Annotated in this window: 24 protein-coding genes and 1 tRNA gene; 9 read left to right on the top strand and 16 right to left on the bottom strand. The window is 65.3% G+C overall.

Features of this window, described 5'->3' with window-relative positions; all coding sequences use genetic code 11:
- Positions 1–3 precede the first annotated feature (3 nt).
- Genes IPP28_06980 through IPP28_06945 form a run of 8 tightly spaced genes read left to right on the top strand, consistent with a single transcriptional unit; the run spans position 4 to position 6,608 of the window.
- Entirely contained in the window at positions 4–153 is a 150-nt protein-coding gene (locus IPP28_06980) for a CcoQ/FixQ family Cbb3-type cytochrome c oxidase assembly chaperone (GenBank protein MBL0040781.1), read from the top strand.
- Entirely contained in the window at positions 150–1,058 is a 909-nt protein-coding gene (gene ccoP / locus IPP28_06975; GenBank protein ID MBL0040780.1) for a cytochrome-c oxidase, cbb3-type subunit III, read from the top strand. The genes IPP28_06980 and ccoP overlap by 4 nt, the downstream gene beginning before the upstream one ends.
- A gap of 3 nt (positions 1,059–1,061) precedes the next feature.
- A complete protein-coding gene (locus tag IPP28_06970) occupies positions 1,062–1,391 on the top strand; it encodes a hypothetical protein (protein ID MBL0040779.1) in 330 nt (109 codons plus the stop codon).
- Between the two features lie 38 nt (positions 1,392–1,429).
- The gene (gene ccoG, locus IPP28_06965; GenBank protein MBL0040778.1) at positions 1,430–2,818 is read left to right on the top strand and encodes a cytochrome c oxidase accessory protein CcoG; all 1,389 of its coding nucleotides are present in this window, start codon (positions 1,430–1,432) and stop codon (positions 2,816–2,818) included.
- A gap of 7 nt (positions 2,819–2,825) precedes the next feature.
- The gene (locus tag IPP28_06960; protein ID MBL0040777.1) at positions 2,826–3,308 is read left to right on the top strand and encodes a FixH family protein; all 483 of its coding nucleotides are present in this window, start codon (positions 2,826–2,828) and stop codon (positions 3,306–3,308) included.
- Entirely contained in the window at positions 3,305–5,698 is a 2,394-nt protein-coding gene (cadA, locus tag IPP28_06955; protein MBL0040776.1) for a cadmium-translocating P-type ATPase, read from the top strand. Before IPP28_06960 ends, cadA begins: the two co-directional genes overlap by 4 nt.
- Positions 5,695–5,886, top strand: coding sequence for a cbb3-type cytochrome oxidase assembly protein CcoS (ccoS, locus tag IPP28_06950; protein MBL0040775.1), 192 nt, complete (start codon positions 5,695–5,697; stop codon positions 5,884–5,886). Before cadA ends, ccoS begins: the two co-directional genes overlap by 4 nt.
- Entirely contained in the window at positions 5,883–6,608 is a 726-nt protein-coding gene (locus IPP28_06945) for a sulfite exporter TauE/SafE family protein (protein MBL0040774.1), read from the top strand. The genes ccoS and IPP28_06945 overlap by 4 nt, the downstream gene beginning before the upstream one ends.
- A gap of 4 nt (positions 6,609–6,612) precedes the next feature.
- Here the strand turns inward: IPP28_06945 and fnr are convergent, their stop codons facing one another.
- The 3 genes from fnr to IPP28_06930 all read right to left on the bottom strand — a co-directional run bounded on the left by fnr (position 6,613) and on the right by IPP28_06930 (position 9,780).
- Positions 6,613–7,392: a fumarate/nitrate reduction transcriptional regulator Fnr gene (gene fnr / locus IPP28_06940; protein ID MBL0040773.1), complete on the bottom strand. Its 780-nt coding sequence runs from the start codon at positions 7,390–7,392 to the stop codon at positions 6,613–6,615.
- A gap of 82 nt (positions 7,393–7,474) precedes the next feature.
- Entirely contained in the window at positions 7,475–8,791 is a 1,317-nt protein-coding gene (locus IPP28_06935) for a hypothetical protein (protein MBL0040772.1), read from the bottom strand.
- Positions 8,788–9,780 (bottom strand): hypothetical protein, encoded by a 993-nt coding sequence (locus IPP28_06930; GenBank protein MBL0040771.1) that lies wholly within the window; start codon positions 9,778–9,780, stop codon positions 8,788–8,790. The genes IPP28_06935 and IPP28_06930 overlap by 4 nt, the downstream gene beginning before the upstream one ends.
- Positions 9,781–10,497: 717 nt before the next feature.
- Between IPP28_06930 and IPP28_06925 the strand changes: the two genes are divergently transcribed.
- Complete coding sequence (locus tag IPP28_06925; GenBank protein MBL0040770.1) at positions 10,498–13,488, top strand: diguanylate cyclase; 2,991 nt, start codon at positions 10,498–10,500, stop codon at positions 13,486–13,488.
- Positions 13,489–13,538: 50 nt separating this feature from the next.
- Here the strand turns inward: IPP28_06925 and IPP28_06920 are convergent.
- The 13 genes from IPP28_06920 to IPP28_06860 all read right to left on the bottom strand — a co-directional run bounded on the left by IPP28_06920 (position 13,539) and on the right by IPP28_06860 (position 23,916).
- Positions 13,539–13,614, bottom strand: a tRNA-Lys gene (locus tag IPP28_06920).
- Between the two features lie 81 nt (positions 13,615–13,695).
- Positions 13,696–14,373, bottom strand: a complete 678-nt coding sequence (gene queC, locus IPP28_06915; GenBank protein ID MBL0040769.1) for a 7-cyano-7-deazaguanine synthase QueC — start codon at positions 14,371–14,373, stop codon at positions 13,696–13,698.
- Entirely contained in the window at positions 14,370–14,789 is a 420-nt protein-coding gene (locus IPP28_06910; GenBank protein ID MBL0040768.1) for an MAPEG family protein, read from the bottom strand. The genes queC and IPP28_06910 overlap by 4 nt, the downstream gene beginning before the upstream one ends.
- 2 nt (positions 14,790–14,791) lie before the next feature.
- The gene (queE, locus tag IPP28_06905; GenBank protein ID MBL0040767.1) at positions 14,792–15,487 is read right to left on the bottom strand and encodes a 7-carboxy-7-deazaguanine synthase QueE; all 696 of its coding nucleotides are present in this window, start codon (positions 15,485–15,487) and stop codon (positions 14,792–14,794) included.
- Between the two features lie 3 nt (positions 15,488–15,490).
- Positions 15,491–16,444 (bottom strand): tol-pal system protein YbgF, encoded by a 954-nt coding sequence (ybgF, locus tag IPP28_06900; GenBank protein ID MBL0040766.1) that lies wholly within the window; start codon positions 16,442–16,444, stop codon positions 15,491–15,493.
- A 9-nt stretch (positions 16,445–16,453) separates the two neighbouring features.
- Positions 16,454–16,966, bottom strand: a complete 513-nt coding sequence (gene pal / locus IPP28_06895; protein MBL0040765.1) for a peptidoglycan-associated lipoprotein Pal — start codon at positions 16,964–16,966, stop codon at positions 16,454–16,456.
- 73 nt (positions 16,967–17,039) lie between these two features.
- Positions 17,040–18,350, bottom strand: coding sequence for a Tol-Pal system beta propeller repeat protein TolB (gene tolB, locus IPP28_06890; protein ID MBL0040764.1), 1,311 nt, complete (start codon positions 18,348–18,350; stop codon positions 17,040–17,042).
- A complete protein-coding gene (locus IPP28_06885) occupies positions 18,347–19,261 on the bottom strand; it encodes a cell envelope integrity protein TolA (GenBank protein MBL0040763.1) in 915 nt (304 codons plus the stop codon). The genes tolB and IPP28_06885 overlap by 4 nt, the downstream gene beginning before the upstream one ends.
- A 1-nt stretch (position 19,262) precedes the next feature.
- Positions 19,263–19,706 carry a protein TolR gene (gene tolR, locus IPP28_06880; protein ID MBL0040762.1) on the bottom strand — a complete coding sequence of 148 codons (444 nt, stop codon included), beginning with the start codon at positions 19,704–19,706 and terminating at the stop codon, positions 19,263–19,265.
- Between the two features lie 33 nt (positions 19,707–19,739).
- Positions 19,740–20,525: a protein TolQ gene (gene tolQ, locus IPP28_06875; GenBank protein ID MBL0040761.1), complete on the bottom strand. Its 786-nt coding sequence runs from the start codon at positions 20,523–20,525 to the stop codon at positions 19,740–19,742.
- Positions 20,526–20,924, bottom strand: coding sequence for a tol-pal system-associated acyl-CoA thioesterase (gene ybgC / locus IPP28_06870; GenBank protein ID MBL0040760.1), 399 nt, complete (start codon positions 20,922–20,924; stop codon positions 20,526–20,528). It lies immediately after the preceding gene.
- Positions 20,921–21,964, bottom strand: a complete 1,044-nt coding sequence (ruvB, locus tag IPP28_06865) for a Holliday junction branch migration DNA helicase RuvB (protein ID MBL0040759.1) — start codon at positions 21,962–21,964, stop codon at positions 20,921–20,923. The genes ybgC and ruvB overlap by 4 nt, the downstream gene beginning before the upstream one ends.
- 62 nt (positions 21,965–22,026) lie before the next feature.
- Positions 22,027–23,916: a potassium transporter Kup gene (locus tag IPP28_06860; protein ID MBL0040758.1), complete on the bottom strand. Its 1,890-nt coding sequence runs from the start codon at positions 23,914–23,916 to the stop codon at positions 22,027–22,029.
- Between the last annotated feature and the right edge of the window lie 23 nt (positions 23,917–23,939).

Raw genomic sequence — 23,939 nt, 5'->3', positions numbered from 1 at the left:
GCCATGGACTTCGGTGTCGTTTCCGGCGTCATCACCGCCGTATTGCTGATCACATTCCTCGCCGGCGTGGCCTGGGCATGGAGCGCGCGGCAGAAGCCGGCCTTCGATGCGGCCGCCCGCCTTCCGCTCGAAGACAATGAGGTGAAGCCATGAGCCAGGGCTGGACGCTCTACATTTCGATCCTCACGATCGTCAACATCCTCGCCTGCCTGTGGCTGCTGTGGTGGACGGCGAAGAACCGCTCGAACAAGGCCGAGGACCAGGACACCGGCCACGTCTGGGATGGCGATCTGCGCGAGTTGAACCGGCCGTTGCCGAAGTGGTGGCTCAACCTGTTCTATCTCACCATCGTGTTCGCGCTCGGCTATCTCGTCTACTACCCGGGCCTCGGCAGTTTCACCGGCACCTCAAAGTGGACATCGGGCAACGAGCATGATGCCGACGCCGTGGCGGCCGAGACGAAGATCGCACCGATCTTCGCGCGGTTCCGCAGCAAGGCGGTCGCCGACCTGATCCACGATGCCGATGCGCAGCGTCTCGGCGCCTCGGTGTTCGCGAACAACTGCGCGACCTGCCACGGCTCCGACGCGAAGGGCGCCAAGGGCTACCCGAACCTGACCGACCAGGACTGGCTGTGGGGCGGCGAGCCCGACACCGTGCTGACCACGATCCTCGATGGTCGCCAGGGGGCCATGCCGGCCCTGGGTGCGGCGCTCGGCGAGGATGGCGTGGCCGCGACCGCGGTCTATGTGCAGAGCCTGTCCGGGATGCAGGTGGACGACGCACTCGCCGCCAAGGGCCAGGCGCAATTCCAGACCATCTGCGCGGCCTGCCATGGCCCCGAGGGCAAGGGCAATCCGCTGCTCGGTGCACCGAACCTGACCGATCACACCTGGCTGTACGGCAGCGAGTTCGCCGTCATCGCGGAAACCATCCGCAATGGCCGCGCTGGCCAGATGCCGGCACATCGTCCGATCCTCGGCGAAGACCGCGTTCGCCTCGCCGCCGCCTGGGTGCTGGCACAATCCCAGGCCCAGCCGAACGCCGAGGCGCACTGACGCATGAGCAGCGATACCGACCGCGACCCGAGACCCGAGCCCTTCGACCACCCGCCGCGCCCGCTGGTGCAGCGGGTCGGCGCAGTGCTGTGGCCCTCGTTCTTCGCGGCCGGTGTCGCGACCATGGTGTTTTTCGCGAACGTCGATCCGCTCGAACTCGCCGGCATCAGCTTTTCGGATCTGGACGTGTCACGCGAGCTTGGCTATTCGATCGGATTCTTCATGTTCTGGTCTTGCACGGCCGCGTCCAGCCTGTTCACCTGGCTGCTGCTGCGACCACGCAGCCGCTACAACCATCGCCCGCCGCGCACGGAAGGCAAGGACGCGACGTGAGCAAGCAGATTCCGCTGAAGGTGGTCGACGACGGGGGCATGTACCAGTCGGCGCCGAAGGTCTATCCGCGCGAGGTCGATGGCCGCTTCCAGCGTCTGCGGACGATCGCGGCATGGCTGCTGCTCGGCCTGTTCTACCTGATGCCGTGGATGAGCTGGGAGGGTCGCCAGGCGGTGCTGTTCGACCTGCCGGCGCGCAAGTTCTACATCCTCGGCCTGAGCTTCTGGCCGCAGGATTTCGTGTTCCTGGCGATGCTGCTGATGATCGCGGCGTTCGCGCTGTTCTTCTTCACCGCGCTGGCCGGACGCCTCTGGTGCGGCTATGCCTGTCCGCAGACGGTCTGGACCGAAGTCTTCATCGCGATGGAGCGCCTGTGCGAGGGCGATCGCGGTCGCCAGATGAAGCTCGATGCGAGCCCCTGGAACCGCGACAAGCTGCTGCGCAAGGGCGCGAAGCACACGTTGTGGATCGTGTTCGCGCTGTGGACAGGATTCACCTTCGTCGGTTTCTTCACGCCGATCCGGACCTTGGGACTGGAAGTCTCGATGTGGACGCTGGGCGGCTGGGAATGGTTCTGGATCCTGTTCTACGCCTTCGCAACCTGGGGCAACGCCGGCTTCCTGCGCGAACAGGTCTGCATCTACATGTGCCCCTATGCACGTTTCCAGGGCGCGATGTTCGACCGCGACACCCTGATCATCGCCTACGACAGCGAACGCGGCGAGCCGCGCGGCTCGCGCCGCAAGGGCGTGCCGAGCGTGCTGGAACTGCCGAAGCTCGCCGACGGATCGTTCACCGACGGCGCACCCAAGCTCGGCGACTGCATCGACTGCACGATCTGCGTCCAGGTCTGTCCGACCGGCATCGACATCCGTGATGGCCTGCAATACGAATGCATCGCCTGCGGCGCCTGCGTCGATGCCTGCGACAACGTCATGGATCGCCTCGGCTATCCGCGCGGCCTGGTGCGCTACGCCACGATGAACACGCTGGAACACAAGACGCCGCACGTGGTCCGTCCGCGCATCGTCATCTATGGGCTCATCCTGCTGGCACTGATCGGCAGCTTCACCTATGCCGTGTTCAATCGCACGCCGCTGATCGTCGACGTGCTGCGCGATCGCAACGCGCTGTATCGCGAACTCGGTGACGGCGCGATCGAGAACGCCTATACCTTCAAGATCGTCAACAAGGACATCGTTGCGCACCACTACTCGGTGCGCATCCTCGACGGCGGCGACGGACTGACGCTGAGCGCGAACGCGGCCGACGTGAAGGTCGAGGCCGAAGGCGTGGCGAACGTCGCGATCACGGTGCAGTCCGCCGCGGGCGCGGTAAAGGGACAGCGCGAAGTCGTGTTCGAGGTCAGTGCAAGCGACGGCGACTTGCGTCGCACCCAGAAGTCGCGCTTCTTCGGGCCGTTCTGAGGTCGCGATGGCCGGCGCCGCCCGCCAACCCCTGCTGTGGCTGGTCGTGGCCTTGCCGCTGGCTGCGATCGTGGCCGGCCTCTGGATGATCCGGCTCGCCGGCGGCGCGATGGATGCGTCGCCGGACGCCGTCAAGCGCCTGGCCCAGATCCAGACCCTGGACGACCCGCGCGATCGCCGCGCCGGTGAACTCGATATCCACGCCGCGGTTGAAATCAATGCACTGGGCATCGCCGTCCACGTCAACGAAGCCGCCGTTGGCGACGGTCGCGCGCCGACCCTCGCGCTGATCCATGCCACCGATGCGAATCAGGATCGACACCTGATACTGACCGCGTGCGGTCCGCGCACCTGGTGTTCGAGCGAGCACCCGGCGAGTGCACGTTGGCGCCTCGCGCTGACGCCGGCGTCGAACGCGTGGCGGGTCGTGGGCACGCTCGAGCTCGGCACCACTGCGGTCGCTCTGGAGCCAGCCTGGTCGCCGCAATGAGCGCGGGCACCTGCTATCACTGTGGCGAGATCGTGTCGGCCCATGCGCTGATCCGCGCCACGCTGGACGGTAGCGAACGCGCCTTCTGCTGCAGCGGCTGTCGCGCCGCCGCCGAGTGGCTGCATCACGGTGGCCTGGCCGATTACTACGTCCTGCGCAGCGAAGCGACCGGACGCGTCGATGCCCTGCAGGACTTCAGCGACTGGGACAGCGCCGGTTTCCGTCGCCTGTACGTGCACGAGGTCGATGGCCAGTCCGAGTGCGACCTCAGCATCGGCAATATTCGCTGCGCCGCGTGCGCCTGGCTGATCGACCGTGTGGGCCAGCAGATGCCGGGCGTCACTGCGATCAGCGTCGATCCCGCGACCACGCATGCGCGCGTGCGCTTCGACCCGGCGCGCACGCCGCTGAGCGCGATCGCGTCGCGACTGGCAGCCATCGGTTATGCGCCGCGCGTCGTGCAGGATCCGGCCGACAGCGCACGCGCGCGCCGGCAGTCGCTGAAACGGCTGGCGGTCGCCGGGCTCGGCGCGATGCAGGCGATGATGTTCACCGAAGCGCTGTATTGGGGCGACGGCGAACTCGACATCGGCACGCGCGACTTCTTCCGCATCGTCGCGATGCTGGTGGCGACACCGGTGGTGTTCTATTCGGGCCTGCCGTTCTTCCGCGGTGCCTGGCGCGAACTCGCGCTGCGCCGACCGGGCATGGACGTGCTGGTCGCGCTCTCGGTCGGGCTGGCCTACCTCGCGTCGATGGTCGAGACCGTTCGCGGCGGCCCGGTCGTGTATTTCGATGCAGCGGTGATGTTCGTGTTCCTGCTCGGCGCAGCACGGCATGTCGAAGCCATCGCCCGCAGCCGCGCAACCGAGCGATTGCAGCTGATCGCCGGCGCGCAATACCTGCATGCCGACCGCATCGATGGCGAGGGCCGGAGCAGCCCGGTCGGGCTCGCAGAATTGCGCCATGGCGACCTGATCCGCGTGGCCAGCGGTGAATCGGTGCCGGTCGATGGTCGACTGCGATCGGCCGGCGCGCGTGTCGACGAATCCCTGCTCACTGGCGAGGCCACGCCCGTGCAGCGCACGCCGGGCGAGACCGTGCTCGCCGGCAGCATCGCACTGGATTCGCCGCTGTTGCTCGAAGTGACGGCTGTCGGCACCACCACCCGACTCGGGCAGTTGCGTGCACGCATCGGCGCCGGCCTGCATCAGGCCTCGGCGAGTACCGAACTCGGACAGCGCATCGCCGCCCGATTCACGCTGGCGATGCTCGTCGTCGCGGCGCTCACGGCCGCGTACTGGATCCATGCCGATCCAGCGCGGGCCATGCCGGCGGTGCTCGCGGTACTCGCCGCGGCCTGCCCCTGCGCATTCGCACTCGCCCTGCCCGCCAGCCTGGCGACAGCGCATTCCTTGCTCGCGCGCCACGGCGTGATTGTGACCCGGCCCGACGCCCTGGCGCGCGCGGCGGACATCGACCGCATCGTCACCGACAAGACCGGCACCCTGACCGAGGGCCGCCCGCGCCTGCTGGATGCCGTCAGCCTCGATCCGAACCTGTCACGCGAGCATGCACTGGCGATCGCCGCCGCACTCGAGCGCGACCATCGGCATCCGCTGGCGCACGCGTTTCGCGAATTCGACATCGGCCTGGGCATCGAGGATGCACAGGCCCGGGCCGGCATCGGCGTACGCGGGCGCGTCGAAGGACAGGACTGGCGACTTGGGCGGTCGGAGGTCACCGACACGCGCGACGACCGCGATGACATCGTGCTGTCGAACGCCACCGGCGTGGCGGCGCGCTTCCGCGTTGCCGATCGTCTGCGCGCAGACGCAGCCGAGGTGGTGCGCGATTGGCAACAGTTCGCGCACGTCGAGATCCTGTCCGGCGATCACGCCGATGCGGTCGACACGGTGGCCTCGGCATTGCGGATTCCCGGCCAAGGACGCCTGAACCCGGAGCAGAAGCGCGCGCGGATCGCAGGCATGCGTGCCGCCGGCCAGCGCGTGATGATGATCGGCGACGGCCTGAACGATGCCGAATCACTGGCCGCCGCCGATGTCGGTGTGGCCATGGGCGGCGGTGCCGCGATCGCGCAGTGCCATGCCGACGTGTTGCTGCTGCGCGACGATCTGCGGCTGGTGCGCCTGCTGGTCGATACCGCGCGGCGGACACGCCGCATCGCCCGCGAGAATCTGGCGTGGTCGATCGGTTACCACCTCGTCATCGTGCCGTTCGCGGTCGCCGGCGTGATGTCGCCGTGGCTGGCGGCCGTGGGCATGGCGACCAGTTCGCTGCTGGTCACGCTGAACGCGCTGCGCCTGCGTCGCGTTCCCGGCGCGCACACACACGACGCGCGCAAGACGCTGGTCGAGGCTGGCGCATGACCATCCTGCTGGTATTGATCCCGGTCAGCCTCGTCCTCGTCGGCCTCGCCATCTGGGCCTTCTTCTGGGCGGTGGACGACGGCCAGTTCGACGATCTCGACACCCCGGGCTTCCGTGCTCTCGATGACGATGTCCGTGCGCCAACGACCGATGTTGCCGCAGACGTCGACGCCGATCAGGACCGATGAGCCTTCTTGTCGCCACCGCTGCAGCCTTCGCCGCCGGACTGGCCGGTTCGGCGCACTGCCTCGCGATGTGCGGCGCGATCAGCGTCACCCTGTCACGCGCATCGCCGCCGCGCGCGGGATTCGTGGTCGCGCGCCAACTGGGGCGTGTCGGGGCCTATACGCTGGCGGGCGCAATGATCGGCGGTGTCGGCCAGACCCTGCTGCTCGTCGGCCACAACGGCCCGCTGCGGCTGACGCTGCAAGTGCTGTTTGCGCTGTCCTGGCTCTGGCTGGCGGCGCGTCTGCTCAAGCCTGGCCTGCGCCTGCCCTGGGCGTCCGATCTCGGTGCGCGCCTGTGGTCGCGGCTGCAGCCGCTGACGCGAATGGTCCTGCCGGCCTCGACCCTGCCGCGTGCCTTCGTGCTGGGCGGGCTCTGGGGCTTCATGCCCTGCGGCCTCAGTTACGCGATGCTGATGATCGCGGCAACGCAAGGCTCGGCACTCGGCGGTGCGGCGATCATGGCCGCGTTCGGCATCGCGTCGACCTTCGCCCTCGGCGCGCTGGATCTCGGCGCGGGCCGTGCCGATTCAACCCGGATCGCCCCCTGGCTGCGCCGGCTCGGTGCAGCGACCGCCATCGCACTGGCAGCGCTCAGTCTGTGGATCCCGTTCAAGCACCGCGGACACGCCCACGACAACGCGGTATCGATGGCCTTGAGCGGCGACGACTATTGCGTGAAATGACGGCTCAACACGCTTCGCTTTCGAGGTTCGGCGAGGGCTCGCCCGCCAGCTCGTTGAGCTTGGCGAAATCGACGATGCGGATCTGCTTGCGATTCACCGCCAGAACGCCGAGTTCCTCGAACCGCGTGAACAGCCGACTCACCGTTTCCACGACCAGGCCGAGGTAATTCGCGAGCTCGTGCCGGGACATCGGCAGTTCCAGCAACTCCGGCGCACGATGCAGGCCGCGATAACGATCAGACAGGCTGCGCAGGAAGATCGCGAGGCGTTCTTGTGCCTGCTTGCGCCCCATGATCATCAGATGCTCGTGATCCTTGACCACTTCGCGGCTGGCCACGCGCATGAGCTGCCGCCGCAACCCGGGCACGGTGGACGCGAATTCATCGAGCTGTGCAAACGGTACTTCGCAGACCGAGGAACGCTCCATGGCTTCGGCGTTGCAACGATGTACGTCGTCCGACAGGGCATCGAAACCGATGATCTCGCCGGGCAGATGGAAGCCGAGCACTTGCTGATCGCCGCCGTTGGTCTCCAGCATCGTCTTGAACGAACCGGAACGCACGACGTACAGGGACTGGAAACGCGACCCGCTCGCGAACAGCTGTTGTCCGCGATCGAGCGGTCGCCGCGCGCGCACGATCGCATCCAGCGAATTCAATTCATCCGGCGAGATCGAGGCGGGCAGGCAGAGTGCATGCAGCGCGCAGGCCCGACACGTTCGCCGCAGCAGCGGCAGATCCAGCGACGGAATGGGTGTGGCCAACGGTTGCAATTCGACAGGCATTCGCGAATTCTAGCCCGAACAAATCATCGATGGACGTCGTCGCCGCGGCCGGACCACGGTACTTTGGTCCAAGCCGCGAACCTCAATCAATCTTTGCAATCGTCGATGCGTCCTTGCGGTCATTGCCGGGCAAGTCGGCGAACACGGCATGGAACAGGGCGCACTGCTGCAAAGCGCAATGCAGCCCCTGCAAGGCTTCTCGATGCGGGCTCACTTCGTCTTCGCCATGACGCTCAACGAGATGCCGCAGGGTGTCGTCAAAACCTGCTCCACGCCACATGCAGGCGAGCATCTCGAGCGCGGTCGCGTTGAAGTCGATGCCGATCAGGTTCGGATAACGCTCGCTATTGCCGCTGATTTCGCTGATCCATTCGCACACCTGCGCGACCGGATCGGCACAGCCGGTGTCGCGTTGCACCAGTCGCAGCAGCTCGGCGCGATCGAACACGTTCAGCAACAGGGCCAGCAGGAAGCGGTGCTGCGGCGCGTGCAGTTTGCGTCGCAGGTCGATGAGGCTGCGGCTCAGCAGATCGTTGTGCGCGGCGCGATGCAGCAGCTCGCGCTCTGCCGACGACAGCCGCGTGCACAGTCGTGACAGACGCCGCGCCTCGTCGACATCGGCGCTGATCTGGATCTGCTCCGACACCAGCGTGTACGCGAGGTACAAATCGGCTTCGGGCAGCACGCGTGCGAGATGGCTCTGGAAGGCATCGGCATCGAGCACGCGCAGCATGCGCAGGTACTGCAGCTTGCGGAGCGTCGGTGCGTGCTTGTGGAACGGATCATGCGCGAGGCCGGGCCAGCGATAGTCGTACTGGACTTCGGCACCGGGCGTGTCGGTGATGGTGCGGACGACGATGGTCACCGACGGCCGGATCATGTGGAACAGCGAGTGGATCAGCGTGTCGCCGCGCCGGATCACGCGCGTGTCGCCCGGACGCAGCACCTCGATGTCGACCAGCGTCAGCTCGCCGGCGATGGCGCGCTGCATCGGCTCCGGCGCACTCCACGGTGCAAAGCGGTAGCGGCTATGGATGCTCGACCCGGCCAGCACGTGGAAGGCGCCGCAGAACGCATGCTGGTGGATGCTGGTGGTGCCGTCGAGCCAGATCAACGCCGAGATGTCGAAATGCCCGCCGTTGTAGAGCGACAACGGCGGTTCGGCGAACCGGGCATCGAGATCGGCCTGTTTGCACAACGCATCGGCACCCAGCACGTAATCGACCAGGTCGGCGTGACCGAGATGCGCCGACGGATCGTGCTCGGCGAGTTTCGCCAGCGCCACCGCTTCCAGATTCGCGTACACGGCCTCGCGCGATTCGCCGAGCATGGCTGCGATGTCGTCGCCGAGGCGGCGGAAGAATGCCTCGACGCGATGCGGCACGGCCGTCGCGGTCAAGCCATCACTCCGTCGTAATCGGCGTCGACGAAATGGAACAACAGCGAGGCCGAACGATGTCCGGTGGGCAACACGTCGCGACTGTGCTTCAGCTCGCGACCCTTGAAGATCAGGGCGTCGCCCACGCGCTGATGCAGCTCGCGCGTGCGGCCGTCGCGGGCACGCAGCTTCAGCGCCCAAGGCGAATGGTCGGCGGCGTCGAGTGGCGCGTAGTCGACCAGCAGCGTGATCGTGTATTCGCAGGGCGGACGGTCGACGTGCCACTTCAGGTCGCCGCCTTCCCGATACAGCGACACGAAGGAATACGAAGGCTTGGTCGCACACCCGACCAGTTGCGAGACGCGCGCGTTCAACTGATCGTGCCAGAAGTCCGCGACCGGATGGCTGTGCGCGATGTGACGCAGGCAGCCGCGGTGGTCGTCGAGCTGCAGGAAGCCCTCGCCGGCCAAAGCCCAGTAGTAACGTGCGAGCTCGGCGACATGGGATGCGGGCAGCAGGTCATGGAGCTCGACGTAACCTTCGCGCGCGAAGAAGTCGCGGGTGGCGGGCGAATCGAATTCGCCGGCCGCAGCGTTCGCAGGCGGCATCGCATCTGCATCCGAGTCCGCCAGAACCGGCGCCCAGACGCTGCCGTGATGATGCGGCCGGAAGCGCAACGGCAGGTCGCTCCAGTCTTCGGGCAGACGCAGGCCGCGACCGAGCATCGGCTCGCCCGCGCTCGCGACCGCCTGCGGTCGATCAAGAACCGCCCCGAGCCGACCGTGACGCTCGGTCGACAGGTCGTAATGCACCGGTTGCGGCAAGGCATCGATCGGCGCCAGCAAACCGATGCCGCGCAACTCGTCGATGCCCTGTTCGGAGACGAGGTCCACGGCTTCGCCGCGAATCAGTGCAGCGGCCAGAAAGCCGTGGGCCGCCGGAAACTCGTCCGGTGTCACCAGGCGCTCGCAGATGTGCGCGCCCTTGATCGGCGCCCGCACCAAGAACAAAGGCGGCTCGGAGCCGCCTTGAACGCTGATGCTGGCGCAGGGGTTGAGGGCCAACCCCAGCGATTGCAATTGCATGGTTCGACCTACCCGATCACGGCCCCGGTCCCGGCGCGGGCGTCGGCCGTGGGGATGGGCCGGGCGATGGGACCATCATCGACTCGATGACCTCAGGCGCGAGCTTGGTCAAACTCTTCAGCTGTTCGATCAACGAACTCGGCACCGAAATCTTCGACTCTACTTGCACGACGATGGCCGATTCGGCCTGTACACCGGTGTCCATGGCAATTCCTCCTGATTAGGTCAACGCTCTCTCGCGTTCGCGAGGCCGGCGACGTTATTAGCTCGTCACGTTTCGTGTCAATCGACGCCCCTTTGCAAGGACGTCGATTGACACCCTGAGCCTTTCGCCTCCGAGCAAACGCCCGTCACACGGTCTCAGGCGGGACCCGGACCGGGATCAGGACGAGGTGCGGGCGCCGGAACCTGAGGAGCCGCCATGATCGACGCATCGACCGGCTTGGCCATGCGCTGCAATTGATCGATCAATGACGTTGGCACAGAAACCGCCGACCCCGCTTTGACTATGGAATTCATTGCACTCCCCTCGGTTCGTCGCCTGCGACGGAATATCGCAGTGCTTTTCGAGCCTACGATTGGCACCGTTGCGCGTCAATTGGTGACTCTCTATGGTGCCTGAACTCGCCGCCTTCCTGTCTCATGCCACTGCGACATCTCATCCTCTTCGCGATTCTCTTGTCTGCGGTTTCGCCGCTGCGTGCCGCTGAAGTCGGAGCATTGCCTTCGCGAACATGGGATATCCGGCAAATCCGGCTGGGTGATGACTATCCCGACCCCGCATTCAATGCGCTTGTTCAATCTCACGACGGGGTCATTTATTCGGGTGACCAACGCGGCGTTCTGGAATTCGACGGACGGAACTGGCGGCGACTACCCATCGGTATCAACTTCGCAGTGACGGCACTTGGCGTTACTCGGTCCGGGCAATTGGTCGTCGGTGGCGCGGAAACATTGCTGGTGGTTTCCGATCCAGGCGGTGCCAACGAGGTTCTTGATGTCGGAGAAATGCTTCCAGAAGGGCTCCATGGCGGCGGCGACTTCTGGGAATTCGCGGAAGATCGCGATATGTGGTGTGTGCGTTCCAGTGAGCTGCTGGTATGCCGACAATCGTCAGGGTTCAAGGCGTTCCGCACTGAACAAGAGTTCGGTCGACTTTTTCAAACCAGCGACAGCATCTTGATTCATGTTCATCGTGTCGGCTTGAGTCGGATCACCTCGGATGGCCCGCTTCTTGTTCCCGGTGGAGCCGTGTTCGCCAACATCGGCGTCTCCTCTCTCGTTGAATTTCCGGACAAATCCTACGCGGCGATTACAAGGGAGCCGTTCGGCATATGGCGGTGGCGAGACGGCGAACCGCCGATGCTGTCGGCGACGATCAGCGCCTCGGACGTGATGCGTCCAATCGGGATCGGCCAACTGGTAGCGGCCGACAAGATCGCTATTCCTGAGGGAAACGGGGGTGTTGCGATTCTCGGTATTGATGGAGCAGTTCACGACCGCATTGAACCTGCCGATCTGAACGTCGGCACTGGCGCTCAAGCCCTGATGGTCGACCGCGAAGGAGCGCTATGGATCGCTTGGCGCAGCGCGATATCAAGAATCGAATATCCGTCCCGAGCGCGCGTCTTCTCATTGCCGCCAAATTTGTTCGGTCAATCGATGGTGCTGACCAGAACTGAGCTGGGAATTTCCGCCTTTCACGGTGGCTCAGTGGTGAGCCTGCGACAGGAATCCAACTCAAAACGCTGGAGTCTGCAACAGATCAACCAAGCGCCGGCCTCGATCCTGATGATTCGATCGATCAACGGATCAGACCTGGTCGGCACGATCCGCGGCATCTGGTCATTGCAGGACGGAGCCGTCGCGCTCCCGAACGACCTGGTGTTTTCCGCGACATCGGTTGCTCAATCATCTACCGATATCTGGGCAGGGCTGCGCAACGGCGTATCGAGACTGCAACGCGGTCCAACAGGATGGCGCGAAATACAGCGAAACCCGAATGTTTCTTTTGATGTGATCTCGATCCTGCAGACCGAGCCGGAAACGGTTTGGCTGGGCTCACTCGTCGGGCGTGTAGCAAGACTGCGACTGAGCAACGGCACAACATTGGCCGAAGCGCGAGTTGAAGAGTTCGATGATTCCGCAGGACTGCCCAAGGCAACGATTTCGCTGGAGCGGATTGGGGACGACGCAAGCATCTGGGTGCAGGGCGGGCAGTTCTACGAGTTCGATGGGCAGCGATTCCACCCCAGCACGATCGTCCCCTCCGAAGAATCGGGGCCGATCCAAGATGTCAAACGCATTGACGACGCTCAATTGCTGATCAGCAACCCGAACAGTCGGCTGCGACTTTTGCGCCGAGACATCACTGGCGTGTATCACCACCAGCACAGCATCTTCGATGAATTCGTCAGCGTCGAGAAAACCCGTTCGATGCACGTCGACCCTGATGGCATCGTATGGCTGGCTCAGGATTCGAATGTCGTGCGCATCGATCCGAAGGCGGACGTGCCGAAGCCGGTGCCGCAACAGGTGTTGATCCGCGACGTATCGGTGGGCGACGTGAGCTTGCTGAAGGGCCGCGGCGATGCCACGCCGCTGAATCTCGGCGAGGGCGCCAGCCTGCGCGTCGAATACACGCTGCCGAGTTACCGCGCGCCCGAGTTAAACCGGTTCCGCTCGCGTATCCGGACCATCCACGCGGCGACCGAATGGAGCAACTGGAGCAACGAAACGCGGCGCGACTTCACCAACCTGCCCGCCGGCGAATTGCTGTTCGAAGTCGAGGCGCAGGACGCGGCCGGCATCAGCGGCGGTATCGCGTCGGTGCCGATGACCGTGGTCGCGCTCTGGTATCGGCGCGGTTGGGCGATGGCTGCATTCGCGGTCGCCGGGCTGTTGCTGGTCGGTGCCGGCGTGCAGTGGCGCGTACGTGCCCTGCGCGCGCGCGGCGCCGAACTGGAGCGCTTGGTCGCGCTCAAGACCGAAGCGCTGCAGGTCGCCGCCAACACCGACCCGCTGACCGGGCTGTGGAATCGCCATCGCTTCGGCCAGTGGCTGCGCAGCGAACTGGGCGACATCCAGCTGCGGGCGGCCGTCGCCGCCGCGTCCGACCCGGCGGACCTGATCGTCTGCGGCATCGACCTGGATCATTTCAAGCGCGTGAACGACCAGCATGGCCATGCCGCTGGTGACGCGATCCTGAAGGCCGTGGCCGAGCGACTGCAGGCCTTCAAGCGACCGAACGACCTGATCTTCCGCTTCGGCGGCGAGGAATTCGTTTATATCGGCACGCAGCGGCACCGCGACGAAGGGCGCGCACTGGCCGAGGCCATCGTGCGTGAAATCGCCGAAGTCCGCGTCGAACTCGAAGACGGCGTGCTGCTGGAGCCGACGGCTTCGGTCGGCTGGTCCGGGTATCCGTTCTATCGTGAACGCCCGGACCTGTTCGGCATCGACTTCGTGCTCGGCATCGCCGACCGCGCGCTGTACGTGGCCAAGCAGGAAGGCCGCAACCGCGCCTGCGGCTACCTGCCGAACCTGCCAGTGGACGACCTCGACCGCACCCAGGCGGACTGGCGCACGCAAGTCTTCAACCGCCACCCGGATTTCCTGCAGCGCGTCGGATGAGCTCGGGAACAGGCGGACCGAGACCCGCTGTGGCACTGGATGACGGGAAGTGGTGGGTCATGACAGATTCGAACTGTCGACCAACGGATTAAAAGTCCGCTGCTCTACCGGCTGAGCTAATGACCCGGTGATTGCTTCCCGAAAGGGGCGCGAAGTTTAGGCGAGCGCAGATGAACGCTCAAGGAAATTATCTGCAATCGTCGCTGGTCAGCGATAACGCGTCGGATCGGCGACGCCGGCATCGACGAATCCTTGCCGGCGCAGCCGGCAGGCATCACAGCGACCGCAGGCACGCCCGGCCTCGTCTGCCTGATAACACGAGACCGTGGTCGAGAAGTCGACGTCATGGGCAAGCCCGGCACGCACGATATCGGCCTTCGACATTGCCATCAGCGGTGCATGCACGGTGAAGCGCTGGCCCTCGACACCGGCCTTGGTCGCGAGATTGGCGAGCTGCTCGAAGGCACGGATGAACTCGGGCCGACAGTCCGGATAGCCGGAATAGTCGACTGCATTGACGCCACAGAACAGATCACGCGAACCCAGCACCTCGGCCCAGCCGAGCGCCACCGACAACATGATGGTGTTGCGCGCCGGCACGTAGGTTACGGGAATACCACTGCTGGGCGCTTCCGGAACGGCGATGTCGTCGGTCAGCGCCGAACCGCCGAGCATGCGCAGGTCGATGTGCACGATCTTGTGCGCGATCGCACCGAGCGCCTGCGCATTGCGCTTCGCGGCATCGAGCTCGGCGTGATGACGCTGGCCGTAATCGACGCTGAGCGCGTAGCAATCGAAGCCTTGCGCGCGGGCGATTGCGAGCGTCGCGACCGAGTCCATGCCGCCCGACACGAGCACGACGGCGCGCGGTGCGGGCTGCGTCATTGGGCGACCCGCAGCATCAGCAGCGCCCACAGCGCGAACAGCGTCAGCGCGCCGAGTGCGTAGACGATGAAGCGATGCATGACGCGGTTGTAGGTGATGTGGATGAGACTGTGCAACACGCGCAACCCGACGAAGGTCCAGGCGAGCGTCGACAGCCAGCGATCGTGCACCGCCAGCAAGGTCGCGAAGCCCATCGCGACATAGAACAGCATCGGCAGTTCGAGCAGGTTGTTGAAGTTGTCAGCCGCCGAGGTGCGCTGCAGCAGTTCGACACGGGCTTTGCGGTTGAACAGGCGCTGCGCGTCGATGCGGCTCGCGCGCATCTCGCCGATCCGTTGCACGTAGAGGGCAACCCAGACCAGGGCGGTCCACGCGACGAGCGCGGCGCAGGGCCAGAACAAGTCGGTTGTGATCATCGTCAGCGCCCCGGCAAGTCGCCCCAGAGCTGCTTGTGCAGCTGGAGCTGGAAGCGGACCGGCAAGCGGTCCGCGAGGATCCATTCGGCCAGATCGCGCGGCGCGACCTGGCGATGGCTCGGTGAAAACAGGACCGCGCAGCGCGCATGCAGGCTGCGTTCCAGCACGATGCGCTTCGCCCATTCGTAGTCGGCGCGCGAACACAGCACGAACTTGAGCTGGTCGTGCGGATTCAGCAGGTCGAGGTTCTCGTAACGATTGCGCTCGCACTCGTTCGAATCGGGCGTCTTCAGGTCGACGACGCGGGACACGCGCGGGTCGACCGCCGCGATATCCAGCGCGCCGCTGGTTTCCAGCGACACCGAATAGCCGGCATCACAGAGGGCTCTCAACAGATCGATGCAGGCGCGTTGCGCGAGCGGTTCACCGCCGGTCACGCAGACATGGCGCGCAGCGAAGTCCGCGACTTTCTGCAGGACTGATTCAATCGTCCACCATTCGCCGCCGTAGAAGGCATACGCGGTGTCGCAATAGGTGCAGCGCAGCGGGCAACCGGTCAGGCGAATGAAGACGGTCGGCCAACCGACCGCGTCCGCCTCGCCCTGCAGCGAGTGGAAAATCTCGGTGAGCTTGAGGCGCGGTTCGTTCGCGGCCGTCGCGGCCCCGGAATCCGCGGCCGCGACGGCTGCTTCGTTCATCGCTTACGGTGTCTTGCCTTCGAGACGCAGCGCACGCAGGCGACCCTGCGCCAATCGCGCGACAGTCGAACCGGGATAACGCGCGACGACGTCGTTCAAGGCGGCCTCGGCATCGTTCCACTGTTTCAGTTCGTAGAGGCAATAGCCGACCTTGAGCATGGCGTCCTGGGTCTTGGCGCTTTGCGGGTAGGCGGCCAGCAGCGCGCGAAAGGTATCGAGCGCAATCTGGTAGTTCTGGGTGACGTAGTAGGACTCGCCGAGCCAGTACGTCGCGTTGTCGGCGAGTTCGCCTTGCGGGTATTGCTCGAGGAAGGCCGAAAAGCGGCGCGCCGATTCGGCATAGCGGCCTTCGCGCAGGGCATCGAAGGCCGTGTCGTAGCTGGCCTGTTCGCCAGCCTGAGGAATCATCGTCGTCGAGGCGACGGACGGATCAGTCGGCTCCGCCAGCGTCGGCGCGATCGGCGTCGCCGCAGCTGCCGATTCGGCGCCTGTCATCGGGTCGGTCGTGGCGGGGGCCACCGGCGCGTCCATCGTCAATTGTCCGGGCGCAACGGGTGCGGCCGGGAGATCCTGAATCTGACCCGGCGCAATCGCCGCAGTCGGTTCGGACGGCGGCGCCGAGGACACGGGCGCCGGATTGCCTTCGAGGCGGCTGATGCGCGAATCGAGATCGACGTACTGGTCGCGCCCGCGCTTCTTCAGTTCTTCGATCGCGAAGGCCTGTTGTTCGACCAGTCCGCGCAGCGACTGCACTTCGGACTGGAGGTCATCGATACGGTTCAGCAGGTCGACGGTGGACTGGCCACTCCCCTGCCCCTGACTCTGGGCTTCGATGCGGGCAACACGCTCAGCGAGACTCAGACGACCCGTTTGGGCGCCCACCGACCCCGAAAACGACGTGGCGGCGACCAAGGCCGCCGCCACGAGGGGTCCACGAAACAGTGAACCGGACTTCATCATCGCTGTTTACTTAGCCGTGTAGACGATTTCGACGCGACGGTTCTTGCCCCAGCACTCATCGTTCGAGTCGGAGCAGGTCGGGCGCTCTTCGCCGTAGGAGACGACGTTCAGCTGCGCGGCCTGGCCACCGTTGGCCTGCAGGGCCGACGACACGGCGTTGCCGCGACGCTCGCCGAGGCCGAGGTTGTATTCACGCGAACCGCGCTCGTCGGCATGGCCTTCCAGCGTCATTGCCGCCGACGGACGGTCGACGAGGTACTTGCCGTGGCAAGCCAGAATGGCCTGGGCTTCGGCGCGGATCTCGGCCTTGTCGAAATCGAAGTACACCACGCGCTGACGCAGGCAGCTGTCGGTGTCGAGATCGCTGGCATCGTACTTGCCGTCGTCTTCCATCGGCTCGACGACGTCGGCGGGCTTTTCCGGCTGCGGCGGCGTTTCGATGACTTCGGCTTTCTTGGTGCAGGCGGCGAGGGAAGCGACCATCGCCAGGGACAGGACTACGCGCATCGTGTTGTTCATTGTGTTGTTTCCTCGAGGTTTTTTTTGGATGAATCAGGGCATTGCATCGCGCGAGACTTTACCGGCCGATGACTTAACGCTGGCGGAAGGGACCCCACGCAGGTTCACGGACATCGCCATCGGCCAGTACCAAGCGCTGCCGTACCCGCCCGTCGGCGGACACGGCAAAGAGTACGCCACGCTTTCCTTCGCGTGCGGCGTACAAGATCATGCTTCCGTTCGGCGCGAAACTCGGTGATTCGTCCAGATTACCGGGCGAAATCAGGCTCATATCCCCAGCCCCGCCGCGCGACCGATCCACAACCGCAATACGATACACATTTCCGCTGCCCTGTGCCATAGCCAAGGTCTTGCCCTGGTAACCAATGGTGGCGCGGGCATTGTATTCACCCTGAAAGCTGACCCGGGTGGCGTCGCCGCCACTGGCCGGGACGCTGTAGATCTGCGGCTTGCCGGCGCGGTCGGAGGTGAACAGCAGGGTCGCGCCGTCCGGCATCCACACCGGCTCGGTGTCGATCGAGAAATGTCGGGTGATCTGGGTCGTGCGGCGCGAGGCGATGTCCATCACGTAGATTTCCGGGTTGCCGGACTGCGACAGCGTCAACGCCAGCTTCGAGCCGTCCGGCGAGAACGCCGGCGCACCGTTGATGCCGCGGTAGGACGCCACGACCTGGCGCGAGCCGGTGGTCAGCTCCTGGATGTAGATCGAGGAATTGCCGCGCTCGAAGCTGACGTAGGCCAGGCGCTTGTTGTCCGGCGACCAGGCCGGCGACAGCAGCGGCTCGCGCGAGCGCACCACCGTCTGCGGGTTGAAGCCGTCCGAGTCGGCGACCATCAGCGCGTACTGGGTGTCGCGACCGATGCCGGTCGCGGTGACGTAGGCGATGCGTGTCCAGAACGCGCCGCGGACACCGAGGATCTTCTCGTAGACGAGGTCGGCGATCTGGTGCGCGGCGCCACGCAGGTCGTTCGGACGCGCGCCGATCGCCAACCCCATCAACCGCGCCTGCTTGGCCACGTCGAACAACTCGAACTCGATGCGCAACGCACCGGCGTCGGCGTCCGATATGCGGCCGATCACCAGGAAATCCTGCTTGAGCAGGCGCCAGGTCGCGAACTTCACGTCGGCCGGGCGCGCCGGCGTCTCGACGATGTCCTGGCGACTGAGCGCTCGGAACTGGCCGCTACGACTCAAGTCGGCGCCGATAACCGCGCTGATGTCGGTATCCGGCGGCAGGCCCGCACCCTCGAACGCGAACGGCACCACCGCAACCGGCAATGCGGCCTCGTTCCCCGAGACCGGCCCGACCGCCAGCGTTTGCGCGATGCCGACACGGGCGACCATCAGGCCAAACAGCACAAAGAACCATTGGAGTCGCTTCATTGGGTGCAGATCTCTCTGGGAAAGCAGAACGGGACAGTGACTTTGCGAGCGAATACGTTCTCGAAGCCACGATAGGGTAAGGGTTCACGCTGAACGGCAGCTTCGATGCTGCGCACGATGTTCGGGTCGCCGAAGCAGGACGAGGTATCGACCGCGATGACCTCGCCACCCGGAATCTGGGTGACGGTGACGTTGCAGCGAAAGCCTTCGCGCAGCGAGTCCGGGCGCAGCCAGTTGCGGTCGATGGTGTTGGTGATCGCGAGCTTGTATTGCCCGAGCAAGCTGTCGTCGCGACCGTTGGTGCCGGGGCGCTGTGCGGCCTCCTGCTTCGAAAGCTCGTCCATGCGCTGCTGTTCCAGCGCGCGCTGCTTGTCGGCCTCGGTCTGCTTTTGCTTGTCCTGCAGCTGCGCCAGCTTCATTTCCTCGATCTTGCGCTTGCGCTCGGCTTCCTCGCGCAGGCGCTTGATATCCTCGAGCTGCTTCTGGCGCTCCCGCTCCATCTTGGTCAGCTCTTCCTGGCGATCGAGATCGACCTGCTCCTGCTTGCGCTTTTCTTCCTGCTCGCGCTCGGCCTGTTCCAGCGCCTCGGCTGCCAGGCGCACTTTTTCCTGATCGATCTGGTCCTGCGCCGGCGGTGGCGTCTGCGTCTCTTCGGGCGGTGGCGGCGGCGGTTCCGGCTGCGGCTTGGGTGGCTCCGGCTTGGGCGGCGTCGGCTTCGGCCTCGACGCGGCTGCAGGCAGCGGCGGCGCACTGAAATCAACCAGGACCGCCTCGATCACCGGGCCGGCCACATCGGCCGGCGCGATCGTCGGCTTGAGCCACATCGCCACGAACACGATCGCCACGATGCCGGCATGCAGCAGCAGCGAGCCGCCGAACGCGAACAAGGTGTCGTCGCGGCGCTCGGCCATGTCAGCGCGCCTTGGCCTTTTCGCCGGCCGGCTGGCTCATCAGCCCGACGCGCGGCACACCCGCCTGCTGCAACACCACCATGATCTCGTAGACCCGGCCGTAGTCGATGCTGTGGTCGCCGCCGACCAGTACCGGCACTTTCGGGTTCTGCCGCACGAAGGCCGCGACCTTGTTGCCGAGATCGGTCATCTCGATGGCTTCGCGCTTCTCGTCGCCCAGGGTCAAGTACATGGTGCCGTCGCGGGCGATGCTGACCAGCACCGGATCCGAGTCCAGCGACACCGTCTTCGCATTCGATTCGGGCAGATCGATGTCGACGCCGAGGTTCAGCATCGGCGCGGTGACCATGAAGATGATCAGCAACACGAGCATCACGTCGATGTACGGCACGACGTTGATCTCGGACTTCAGTTTCCTGCGTTTGCGCAGCTTTCCGGCGGACATGTCAGCTCCAACGCGACGCGGATGCGGACGGGGTCAATGGTTGTCCTCGACATGGGCCTGACGTTGCAGGATCGACGAGAATTCCTCCTGGAAGGCATCGAAGCGCACGTTCAGGCGCTCCACCAGATTCGAGAAACGATTGAACGCCCACACCGCCGGGATCGCCGCGAACAGCCCCATCGCGGTCGCGATCAAGGCTTCGGAAATCGGCGGCGCCACGGTCGCGATGGTCGCGGTCTTGGCCGTGCTCAGGTCCATGAACGCGATCATGATGCCCCAGACCGTGCCGAACAGGCCGATGTAAGGCGAGATCGATCCGACATTGGCGAGGAATTCGAGGTCCTTCTCGAGACGATCGACTTCGCGACCGGCGGCGGCGCGCATGGCGCGCTGCGCGCCCTCGACCATGATGCGCGGGTCCATAGTGCGGCGCGAACGCAGGCGCGCGAACTCGCGGAATCCGGCCTCGAAGATGCCGGGCAGGCCATCGCTGTCCTTGCCGGGCGCGGACACTTCCTTGAACAAGGCGCCGAGGTCGCCGCCTGACCAGAAGCGCTCCTCGAAATCGTTGGCCTGCTTCTTCGACTTCTCGAGAATGCTGCGCTTGCCGAGAATGATCGTCCAACTCATCAGCGAGGCCGCCAGCAGCAGGCCCATGACCAGTTTCACCGGCAACGACGCGCCGATGACCAGCTTGAGGATGTCGAAGCCGCCATCCGGCGGCACCACCGCGGCGGCGGCCTGGACGGCATCCCCCAATTCGATCGGTGCCGCCGCGCTGGCTGCGAGGCTGAGCAAGGACAGGACTGAAGGCATCATCTACTCCGGAAACAGGTCCCGCGGCAGGGCCACGGGACGGAAGGAATCGGCGGTCACGCAGGCCGCAAGCACGTCGGCATCGAGCAGCCGTTCGCCGCTCCCGGCCTTGCGCAGTTCCTGGGTGAAACGAAGGCTGGCCCCGCGCTGTTCGACGAGCACGCACGTGGCGAGCAACTCGTCATCGAGCGTCGCGGGGCGGCGGAAGGATAGCGAAACCCTGCTGACCACGAACACCAGGCCGCGTTCGCGCTTCAGCCGCGATTGATCAATGCCGATGCTGCGCAGCCATTCGGTGCGGGCGCGTTCGAGGAAATGCAGGTAGCGGGCATGGTAGACAACGCCGCCGGCATCGGTGTCCTCGTAGTAGACGCGGATCGGCCATTCGAAGACCGGACTCACTCTCCGGCCCCGAACAGATCCGGCACCGGCGCATCGGCGCGGCGCGGCGGACTCAGCCCGAAATGCCGGTACGCCTTGGCCGAGGCCATGCGTCCGCGCGCAGTCCGCACCAGGAAACCCTGCTGGATCAGATAGGGCTCGATCACGTCCTCGATGGTGCCGCGTTCCTCGCTCAGCGCCGCCGCGATCGATTCCACGCCGACCGGGCCACCATCGAAGTTCTCGATGATCATGCCCAGCATGCGCCGGTCGAGCGCGTCGAAGCCTTCCTCATCGACCTTCAGCATCTTCATCGCCTGGGTGGCGATGGCGCTGTCGATATGGCCGTCGCCGCGCACTTCGGCATAGTCGCGTACGCGCCGCAGCAGGCGATTGGCGATGCGTGGCGTGCCGCGCGAGCGCCGCGCGATCTCGTCGGCACCATCGCCATCGCAATGAATGCCGAGGATGCGCGCCGAACGCGTGACGATCTGTGCGAGTTCGGCGCGCTCGTAGAATTCGAGGCGTTGCACGATGCCGAAGCGGTCGCGCAGCGGCGCCGTCAGCAATCCGGCGCGCGTGGTCGCGCCGATCAGCGTGAACGGCGGCAGGTCGAGCTTGATCGAGCGCGCGGCCGGTCCGTCGCCGATCATGATGTCGATCTGAAAATCCTCCATCGCCGGGTACAGCACCTCTTCCACGACCGGCGACAGGCGATGGATCTCGTCGACGAACAACACGTCGTGCGGCTGCAGATTGGTCAGCAACGCGGCGAGATCGCCGGCCCGCTCCAGCACCGGCCCCGAGGTCGAACGCAGGTTGACGCCGAGTTCGTTCGCGATCACCTGCGACAGCGTGGTCTTGCCGAGCCCCGGCGGCCCGAAGATCAGGACATGATCCAGCGACTGTGCGCGCCGTTTCGCGGCCTCGATGTAGATCGCCATCTGTTCGCGCACCGGTGCCTGCCCGAGATATTCGGACAGACGCTTCGGGCGGATGCTGGCCTCGATCGCGTCGTCTTCGCGGGTCGCCGTGGCGGAAGTGAGGCGGGTATCGGTCATCGGGCCATTGTAGTCGCGTCACGACCGCAGGGGCGTAGCGTGCTACGGCCCTGCCGGCAACATCAGATCTCGACCTGAGTCCCGAGCTCGATCAGGCGGTTGCCGGGAATCTGGAAGAAGGTCGTGGCCGATTGCGCGTTGCGCGCCATGAATGCGAACAGCTTGTCGCGCCAGGGCGGCATGCCCTGTTCCTGGCTCGGAATCAGGGTTTCGCGCGACAGGAAGAAGGTCGTGTCCATCATGTCGAAGGGCAGGCCGCAGGATTCGCACCCCCCCAGCGTCTTCGGCACATTGGGCTCTTCGGCGAATCCGTAACGCAAATACATCGCGTAGAAATCATGACCGAGCGGCTCGACCTTCATGCGCTCGCCGGGTTCGGCAATCGGCGTTTCCACGGTTTCCACCGTCAGCAAGACGTTGCGGTCGTGCAATACCTTGTTGTGTTTCAGGTTGTGCAGCATCGCGTGCGGCACACCTTCCTGGTTCGCGGTCATGAACACCGCCGTGCCGGGCACCCGCAGCGGCGGATGTGCGGCGATCGAACTGATAAACGGGGTCAGCGCCAAGCTTTCCTTGCGCATCTGCGACACCACCAGGGTGCGCCCCTTGCGCCAGGTCGACATCAGCAGGAACAGGCCGGCGCCGAGGACCAGCGGGAACCAGCCGCCGTAAGGAATCTTGATCGCGTTCGCGGCGAAGAAGGCCGTATCGATGGTGATGAAAACCGCGCCCACCGCGACCACGATCCACTTGTTCCATTTCCACATCATGCGCGCGACGATCAGCGCCAGCACGGTGTCGATCAGCATGGTCCCGGTAACGGCAATGCCGTAGGCCGCGGCCAGGTTGGACGAGGTTTCGAACCCGAGCACGACCAGCACGATGGCAATCAGCAGGAAGCGGTTGATCCAGGGCACGAACACCTGGCCGACGGTCTCGTCCGAGGTGTGCTTGATCTGCATGCGCGGCGCGAAGCCGAGTTGCACGGCCTGGCGGGTGACCGAAAACGCACCCGAGATCACCGCCTGCGATGCGATGACCGCCGCGGCGGCCGCGAGAACGATCATCGGATACAAGGCCCAGTCCGGGGCGAGCAGGTAGAACGGATTGGTCGCGGCTTCGGGGTGCGACAGGATCAGCGCGCCCTGACCGAGATAGTTCAGGACCAGACCCGGAAAGACGATCCAGTACCAGGCGATGCGGATCGGGCGGCGGCCGAAGTGGCCCATGTCGGCATACACCGCTTCGGCGCCGGTGATCGCGAGCACGACCGTGCCGAGCGCGAGAAAGGACATGAGCGGGTGGGCGGCGAAGAACAGGACGCCATACCAGGGGTTCAGCGACTTCAGGATGGCCGGGTATTCATGGATTTCGGCCACGCCGAGTGCGCCGAGCACGACGAACCACAGCACCATCACCGGACCGAACACCGCGCCGACCCGGGCCGTGCCGCTGCGCTGGAACGCGAACAATCCGACGACGATGAGCAGGGTGATCGGCACCACGTATTGCTCGAACGCCGGCGCGGCCACCTTCAGGCCTTCGACGGCACCGAGGATCGACATCGCGGGCGTGATCACGCCATCGCCATAGAACAGGGCGGCGCCCAGCAGGGCGAGCACGATGATGAAACGTCGCGCCCGCTTGTTGTCGCCGACCGCCTTCATGGCCAGCGCCATCATCGCCATGATGCCGCCTTCGCCGCGGTTGTCGGCGCGCATGATGAAGATGACGTACTTGAGCGACACCACCAGGATCAGGGACCAGAACACCAGCGACAACACGCCGAAGACATTGGCTTCGGTCAGCGGCATCGCATGCGGGCCATGGAAGGCCTCGCGCATCGTGTACAGCGGGCTCGTGCCGATGTCGCCGAAGACGACGCCGACTGCGGCGACGGCGAGACCGGCGATCCCGCCCTTGCCGGCTTGCTGCCCGTTGGAAGTGCCCATAAAACCCGGTGTCAGCCTTGCGG

The organism is Lysobacterales bacterium, from assembly GCA_016721845.1.
Classification (GTDB): domain Bacteria; phylum Pseudomonadota; class Gammaproteobacteria; order Xanthomonadales; family Ahniellaceae; genus JADKHK01.
This window is presented reverse-complemented; position numbering and strand designations above follow the sequence as displayed.

Excerpts from the sequence above, each read along its gene's own strand:
- IPP28_06945 (MBL0040774.1), top strand. The coding sequence starts at position 5,883 with ATGAGCCTTCTTGTCGCCACCGCTGCAGCCTTCGCCGCCGGACTGGCC.
- queC (MBL0040769.1), bottom strand. The coding sequence starts at position 14,373 with ATGACGCAGCCCGCACCGCGCGCCGTCGTGCTCGTGTCGGGCGGCATG.
- ruvB (MBL0040759.1), bottom strand. The coding sequence starts at position 21,964 with ATGACCGATACCCGCCTCACTTCCGCCACGGCGACCCGCGAAGACGAC.
- ccoP (MBL0040780.1), top strand. The coding sequence starts at position 150 with ATGAGCCAGGGCTGGACGCTCTACATTTCGATCCTCACGATCGTCAAC.
- IPP28_06970 (MBL0040779.1), top strand. The coding sequence starts at position 1,062 with ATGAGCAGCGATACCGACCGCGACCCGAGACCCGAGCCCTTCGACCAC.
- cadA (MBL0040776.1), top strand. The coding sequence starts at position 3,305 with ATGAGCGCGGGCACCTGCTATCACTGTGGCGAGATCGTGTCGGCCCAT.
- ybgF (MBL0040766.1), bottom strand. The coding sequence starts at position 16,444 with ATGAAGTCCGGTTCACTGTTTCGTGGACCCCTCGTGGCGGCGGCCTTG.
- tolB (MBL0040764.1), bottom strand. The coding sequence starts at position 18,350 with ATGAAGCGACTCCAATGGTTCTTTGTGCTGTTTGGCCTGATGGTCGCC.
- IPP28_06885 (MBL0040763.1), bottom strand. The coding sequence starts at position 19,261 with ATGGCCGAGCGCCGCGACGACACCTTGTTCGCGTTCGGCGGCTCGCTG.
- IPP28_06960 (MBL0040777.1), top strand. The coding sequence starts at position 2,826 with ATGGCCGGCGCCGCCCGCCAACCCCTGCTGTGGCTGGTCGTGGCCTTG.
- queE (MBL0040767.1), bottom strand. The coding sequence starts at position 15,487 with ATGAACGAAGCAGCCGTCGCGGCCGCGGATTCCGGGGCCGCGACGGCC.
- pal (MBL0040765.1), bottom strand. The coding sequence starts at position 16,966 with ATGAACAACACGATGCGCGTAGTCCTGTCCCTGGCGATGGTCGCTTCC.
- IPP28_06980 (MBL0040781.1), top strand. The coding sequence starts at position 4 with ATGGACTTCGGTGTCGTTTCCGGCGTCATCACCGCCGTATTGCTGATC.
- IPP28_06925 (MBL0040770.1), top strand. The coding sequence starts at position 10,498 with ATGCCACTGCGACATCTCATCCTCTTCGCGATTCTCTTGTCTGCGGTT.
- tolQ (MBL0040761.1), bottom strand. The coding sequence starts at position 20,525 with ATGATGCCTTCAGTCCTGTCCTTGCTCAGCCTCGCAGCCAGCGCGGCG.
- IPP28_06860 (MBL0040758.1), bottom strand. The coding sequence starts at position 23,916 with ATGGGCACTTCCAACGGGCAGCAAGCCGGCAAGGGCGGGATCGCCGGT.
- fnr (MBL0040773.1), bottom strand. The coding sequence starts at position 7,392 with ATGCCTGTCGAATTGCAACCGTTGGCCACACCCATTCCGTCGCTGGAT.
- ccoS (MBL0040775.1), top strand. The coding sequence starts at position 5,695 with ATGACCATCCTGCTGGTATTGATCCCGGTCAGCCTCGTCCTCGTCGGC.
- tolR (MBL0040762.1), bottom strand. The coding sequence starts at position 19,706 with ATGTCCGCCGGAAAGCTGCGCAAACGCAGGAAACTGAAGTCCGAGATC.
- ccoG (MBL0040778.1), top strand. The coding sequence starts at position 1,430 with ATGTACCAGTCGGCGCCGAAGGTCTATCCGCGCGAGGTCGATGGCCGC.
- IPP28_06910 (MBL0040768.1), bottom strand. The coding sequence starts at position 14,789 with ATGATCACAACCGACTTGTTCTGGCCCTGCGCCGCGCTCGTCGCGTGG.